Origin of the sequence: Devosia sp. (genome assembly GCF_030689745.1) — a bacterium.
Lineage (GTDB): Bacteria > Pseudomonadota > Alphaproteobacteria > Rhizobiales > Devosiaceae > Devosia > Devosia alba.
Map to the genome: position 1 here is coordinate 22,115 of NZ_JAUYGL010000183.1, position 6,085 is coordinate 28,199.

Genomic DNA, 6,085 nt, shown 5'->3' on the forward strand with positions numbered 1-6,085 from the left:
GCTCAGCCCTTCTTCTTGTACATGGCCAGCATGCGCTGGGTGACGAGGAACCCGCCAAAGATATTCACGCTGGCAAACACCAGGGCGATAAAGCCGAAGGCCTTGGACACCCAGTTCCCGTCAGCCGCCAGATGCACGCCGACAGCGAGCAGGGCGCCCACCACGATCACCGACGAAATGGCGTTGGTCACGCTCATCAGCGGCGTGTGCAAGGCCGGGGTCACCGACCAGACGACGAAATAGCCGACAAAGATCGCCAGCACGAAAATTGCCAGCCGGAAGGTGAAGGGGTCGATAGCGCCCCCGATTGCCGCGTGGGCGGCGGCGGCGACCACATCGGCGGTCTGTTCTGCCGTGGCTTCCATTTACTGGTCTCCCTTGGGTGCTGCGGGGATCTTGGCTGAAGTCGTCTTGGCGGTTGGCGTCTTGGCTGCCGCCGGTTTCTTGACCGCAGCAGGCTTTTTGGCGGCAGCTGGCTTTTTGACGTCGGCAGGCTTGGCGGCTGCAGGTGCCGCAGCTTTCTTTGCAGCGGGCTTGGTTTGCAGCGGCTTGGCCGTGGTTGGCTTGGGGGCAGCGGCCGCATCCATGACGACCGTGGCCTGTGCCTTGGCTGCCAGCTTGGCGGCACTGGGGGCCTTGCTTGCGGCAGTCTTGCTTGCTGCAGCCTTTTTGCTAGCCGCAGGCTTGCTGGCAGAAGTCTTGCCCGGTGCCGCAGTCTTGCCTGCAGCTGTCTTGGTAGGCGTCGCCGGCTTGGCGTCGCCAGCGACAAAACTGGGGTGCACCACCGCACCATCGCGCGTCAGCACGGTCGCCTTGACCAGCTCGTCGTCCCAGTTGATGGCGAGCTTTTGTTCCTTGGCATCGATCAGCGTGGTCAGGAATGCCAGCAGGTTGCGCGCATAGAGCTGGCTCGCCGTGGTCGGAATGCGACCCTGCATATTGGTGTAGCCTATGATCGTCACGCCCTTGTGCTCGATCACCTTGCCCGGCACGGTCAGTTCGACATTGCCGCCGCGCTCTGCGGCCAGATCGACAATCACCGAACCCGGCGCCATCGATTCAACCATCGCCTTGGTGATCAGCCGTGGCGCCGGGCGCCCCGGGATCAGCGCCGTGGTGATGACGATGTCCTGCTTGGCAATGTGCTGCGCCGTCAGTTCGGCCTGTTTGGCCTGGTATTCGGCGCTCATCTGCTTGGCGTAACCGCCGGCAGTCTCGGCCTGCTTGAATTCTTCATCCTCGACAGCAACGAACTTGCCGCCCAGTGACTCAACCTGTTCCTTGGCGGCTGGCCGCACGTCGGTGGCCGATACCACCGCACCCAGACGCTTGGCGGTGGCAATAGCCTGCAGCCCGGCAACACCGGCGCCCATCACGAAGGCCTTGGCCGGACGCACGGTCCCAGCGGCAGTCATCATCATCGGCAGGGCGCGGTCAAACGCCGCTGCCGCTTCAATGACGCCCTGATAGCCGGCCAGATTGGCCTGGCTGGACAGAATGTCCATTACCTGCGCGCGGGTAATCCGCGGCATGAATTCCATGGAGACCGCCGTGACGCCAGCCTTGGCCAACGCCGCCACTTCCTTGTCATTGCCATAGGGGTCCAGCGCGCCGATCAGCAGCGATCCCTTGCTGACGCCGGCCAATGCCGCCGCCTCGGGGCGACGCACGGTCAGCACAATATCGGCATTCTTGAGCGCTGCCGGCGCCGTCGCAGCAATGACTGCGCCTGCCGCTTGATAGTCGCTGTCCAGAATGCGCGAGCCCAGCCCGGCACCCTTTTCAATCTGAACGCTGGCGCCCAGCGCAATGAGTTTGCCGACCGTTTCGGGGGTGGCCGCGACGCGGTTCTCTCCCTCGACCCGTTCGCGGACGATGGCAATTTTCATGAAAATCTCCTGCTCGCCCGTCCGGCGGACAGGCTCGAATGGAATGCGTGGACCTGCGCTGAAATCAGGGCTGGATCAGAAAATAGAGAATGACCATCGAGATGACCGAGATGATGGCGGCCCATTTGACGCCAGTGATGAAGCCTTCATAGGTGCCCTCGTGCTGGGCATAATCCATTGGCGATTCAAGCCGCGGCTCGGAATGATGTTCGGGGCGGTGTTTGGTGGCCATTATCGTCCTCGCAAGTCCAGTGTTCAAAAAGTCTAAGTGCCCGAAGTCGGTCGCCGCAACAATGCTCAGGGAGCCGTTGCTTCCAGCTCGTCGATCAGCCCCTCGATCATCGAGAGACCCAGCGACCAGAATTGGGGATCCTTGGCGTCCAGTCCAAACGGCGCGAGCAGTTCGGTGTGGTGCTTGCTTCCCCCAGCCTTGAGCAGCTCGAAATAGCGCTCGGCAAAGCCTACACTGGACTTCTCATACTGTGCGTAGAGCGAGTTCACAAGACAGTCACCAAAGGCATAGGCGTAGACATAGAAAGGCGAGTGAATGAAGTGGGGGATATAGGCCCAGAAGCTTTCATAGCCGTCATTGGTGATGATCGCATCGCCCAGCGATTCCTGCTGCACATCCAGCCAGATCTGGTTGATCTGTTCGGTCTTGAGTTCACCCTGGCGCCGCGCCGTGTGGATGCGCCGCTCAAAGGTGTAGAACGCGATCTGCCGTACCACTGTATTGAGCATGTCCTCGACCTTGCTCGACAGCAGGGCAAAGCGCTGCTTGGGGTCGGTGGTCTTGTTCAGCAGCGAGCGGAAGGTCAGCATTTCGCCAAATACCGACGCCGTTTCGGCCAGGGTCAGCGGCGTATTGGCCAGGATCGGCCCTTGCGCCGCGGCCAGCCGCTGATGCACGCCATGCCCCAATTCATGGGCCAGCGTCATGATATCACGCGACCGCCCCATATAGTTGAGCATCAGATAGGGATGCGCGCTCGGCACGGTCGGATGGGCAAAGGCCCCCGACAGCTTGCCGTCGCCGCTGGGCGCGTCGATCCAGCCCGAGTTGAAGAATGGCGCGGCATAGGCCGCCAGGTCGGGGGAAAACTGACCATAGGCTTCCATCACCGTGGATACCGCACTGTCCCAGTCCCACACCCGCTCATCACTGGTCGGCAGCGGCGCATTGCGATCCCAGGCGTTCAGCTTGTCCTTGCCGAACCATTTGGCCTTCATGCGGTAGTAGCGATGGCTCAGCCGTGGATAGGCCTCCTCCACCGCCTTTTGCAGCGCATCGACGACTTCGCGTTCCACCGAATTGGCCATATGGCGGCTATCGGCGATGTCTTGGTAGCCGCGCCAGCGATCGGAGATTTCCTTGTCCTTGGCCAGCACATTGGTGATGTGCGTAAATAGCCGCCCATTCGCCTTGAGCGTCTTGCCCAACGCCCGGAACGCGGCTTCGCGCTTGGCTTCGTCTTTTTCTGACAGCAGGTGCAGCGTTGCTTCCAGCGTCAGCGTCTCACCTGCCACGTCAAACTCAAGACTGCTCAGCGTTTCGTCAAACAAGCGGTTCCACGCGGCAAACGACGTCGTCGACTTGTCGTGGAACAGTTCTTCCAGCTTGTCGTCGAGCTGGTAGGGCTTGGCCTTGCGCAATTCATCAAACCAGGTGCGATAGCGCGCCAGCTCGGCATCAGCGGCCAGCGCCGCTTCGAGATCCGCATCCTCGAGCCGGTTCAGTTCCAGCTCGAAAAACAACACGCGCGTCGACAGATTGGTCAGCGCTTCATTGGTGTCGCCCATGAACTTGGCCCGATCAGGATCGGTGGCTTTTTGCGCATATTGCAGAAAGGCGAACGAGCCGATGCGGCCGGTCAGATCACCCAGGGCCTCGCTGTCCTTGATCGCCTTGATCAACCGGCCCGCCTGGGTCAGCGCCACGAGCTTGCCTTTGTAATCGGCTTCAAAGCGGATTGCGTCAGCCTTGGCCCGTTCCAGATCGGCCTTGAACTGCGGGCTGTCGGCCGCAGGATAGAGATCGCTGAGATCCCACACCGGCAGGGCGCCATATTGATTGTGGCTCTTCTGGACGGGTGCGGTCATGCGGTCTCTCCGGCGGATCTGATTTGGCGCGGACCTTAGCCGAGCGGGACCAAGCTTGGGAAGTGCAGCGTCCAAGGCGCGTTGCCTCACCCCTCCCACGCCGCATCAAAGGCGAGACCGGGAAGGCCAGGACGCAATTGGCCGGCATAAACCGCCGCCGGATTCTCCATGATTAATCGCCCCTTAACCCCATCCGCTCATCGTGTTCCCAAAACGGCACACGATTCGATGCCGTCGCAAATAGCCGGGGTTTGGATGACGCGTATTCTGGTAGTTGATGATGATCCGGTTCAACTGCGCCTGACGGCGGAAGTCGCCAACAAGGCTGGTTTCAAGCCGCTCATCGCCACGGGCGGGGAACAGGCTCTGGCCATTTTGCGCGACGACCGCAATATCGGCGCGATGATTCTCGATCTGGTCATGCCCGACCTCGATGGCATGGGCGTGCTGGACGCCATGCGCCGCGAAGGGCTAACCACCCCGGTCATCATCCAGACCGCCAATGCCTCCCTCGAGACGGTGATTTCGGCCATGCGCAACGGCGCAGCCGACTATTTCGTCAAACCCATCGCCCCTGAGCGCCTGGTCATCTCGCTGCGCAACGCCATGAAACTCGATGCGCTCGAAGCCACCATCCGCGCCGAGCGCGCCCGCAAGTCCGGCACCTTCACGGCCAGCGACATGATCGCCAAGGCGCCAGCCATGGCCCGCGTGCTCAGCCTCTGCGCCAAGGCCGCCAAATCGACCATCCCGGTACTGATCGAGGGCGAAACCGGGGTCGGCAAGGAACTGATCGCCCGCATCATCCAGGGCTCGGGCGACCGCGCCGGCAAACCCTTCGTCACCGTCAATTGCGGCGCGATCCCGCCCAATCTCGTGGAATCGGTACTGTTCGGACACAAGAAAGGCGCCTTTACCGGCGCCCTGGCCGATCAGACCGGCAAATTTGCCGAAGCCCATAATGGTACGCTGTTTCTCGACGAAATCGGCGAACTGCCGCTCGATATGCAGGTCAAGCTGCTGCGGGCACTGCAGGAAGGCGAGATCGAACCTGTTGGCGCCTCGCGCCCCGAGCGCGTCAATGTCCGGCTCATCTCGGCCACCAATCGGCGCCTGCTGAATCTGGCGAAAACCGGCGAATTCCGCGAGGATCTCTACTACCGGCTCAACGTCTTCCCCATCTATACCCCGCCTTTGCGTGAGCGCATGGAAGACCTCAACGCCATGGTCGCCATGTTCATCGCCCGCTTCGCAGCCGAGGCCGGCAAGCGCATTCTGGGCATTTCGCCGGCCGCGCTCGACCTGTTGGCCGCCTATGACTGGCCGGGCAATGTCCGCCAGCTGGAAAACGCCGTCTATCGCGCCGTCATCCTCAGCGATGGCGCTTTCCTCGAAACCATCGATTTTCCGCAGATTATCGCCCAGGCCAACGGCCGCGACCGCGCCATCAAGGAAATCCAGGCCGCGCCCATGGCCGCTTCCCCCACCCATATCGATTCCGCCACCGCCCGCCAGCGCATCGATACCAGCATGCCCGCCGCGCCCGACCGTTTCCTTGATCCCGCCGGCGACATTGCCGCGCTGGCCGAGATCGAGCGCGCCGCCATCGTCTTTGCCATCGAGCACCATGGCGGCCGCATGTCACGTGTCGCCCGCGCCCTCAAGATCGGCCGCTCCACCCTCTACCGCAAACTGCACGAATACGGCCTGGCCGAAGACCTGCTCAGCGACGCGGCGTAGCACTGGTGTGATCTGATCGGGTCGGACCGGACCTGGTTGGCTGCTCCATCGACAGGATCTGGCCGGTCAGAGCTGTTCCCGATCAATCGCCTTGGCGTAGAGTCGCACCATCGATAGCGTCTGCCCGCTGTACTGATAGTAGACGCGCACCCGCAAATCGCTTTTGCGGCCACTGCGCACCAGCGTCTCGCCGATCGCCTTGTGCGCCGCATCCTCGGGTGAGGTGGCGCTGGCGATGGTGATCTCCTGCCCAGCGCTGTCGCCCGCCCGGCAATCGACAATCCGGTAACTGGTCATGGGCAAGGCTCCTGCAAAAGCCATTGCTCTAGCAGGGCCCGACAGTACCCGCATTACAC

General features: G+C 62.1%; 5 protein-coding genes and 1 pseudogene. 1 reads left to right on the forward strand and 5 read right to left on the reverse strand.

The genetic code is table 11. The annotated features are described in order from the left end of the window. Nucleotides 1-2: 2 nt before the first annotated feature. The 4 genes and pseudogenes from Q8O80_RS16195 to Q8O80_RS16210 all read right to left on the reverse strand — a co-directional run bounded on the left by Q8O80_RS16195 (nt 3) and on the right by Q8O80_RS16210 (nt 3,989). Entirely contained in the window at nt 3-365 is a 363-nt protein-coding gene (locus Q8O80_RS16195) for a proton-translocating transhydrogenase family protein (RefSeq protein ID WP_305581097.1), read from the reverse strand. Between the two features lie 228 nt (nt 366-593). Continuing rightward, a pseudogene (locus Q8O80_RS16200) lies at nt 594-1,889 on the reverse strand (Re/Si-specific NAD(P)(+) transhydrogenase subunit alpha); the annotation flags it as partial. A gap of 64 nt (nt 1,890-1,953) precedes the next feature. Then, nucleotides 1,954-2,121 carry an aa3-type cytochrome c oxidase subunit IV gene (locus Q8O80_RS16205; RefSeq protein ID WP_305581099.1) on the reverse strand — a complete coding sequence of 56 codons (168 nt, stop codon included), beginning with the start codon at nt 2,119-2,121 and terminating at the stop codon, nt 1,954-1,956. Between the two features lie 65 nt (nt 2,122-2,186). Next, a complete protein-coding gene (locus tag Q8O80_RS16210; protein WP_305581101.1) occupies nt 2,187-3,989 on the reverse strand; it encodes a M3 family oligoendopeptidase in 1,803 nt (600 codons plus the stop codon). Nucleotides 3,990-4,244: 255 nt separating this feature from the next. On the opposite strand from Q8O80_RS16210, the gene Q8O80_RS16215 reads away from it, so the two are divergent. After that, nucleotides 4,245-5,729, forward strand: coding sequence for a sigma-54 dependent transcriptional regulator (locus Q8O80_RS16215; RefSeq protein WP_305581103.1), 1,485 nt, complete (start codon nt 4,245-4,247; stop codon nt 5,727-5,729). Nucleotides 5,730-5,795: 66 nt separating this feature from the next. Here Q8O80_RS16215 and Q8O80_RS16220 read toward each other — a convergent pair whose 3' ends face one another. Then, a complete protein-coding gene (locus Q8O80_RS16220) occupies nt 5,796-6,026 on the reverse strand; it encodes a hypothetical protein (RefSeq protein ID WP_305581105.1) in 231 nt (76 codons plus the stop codon). Between the last annotated feature and the right edge of the window lie 59 nt (nt 6,027-6,085).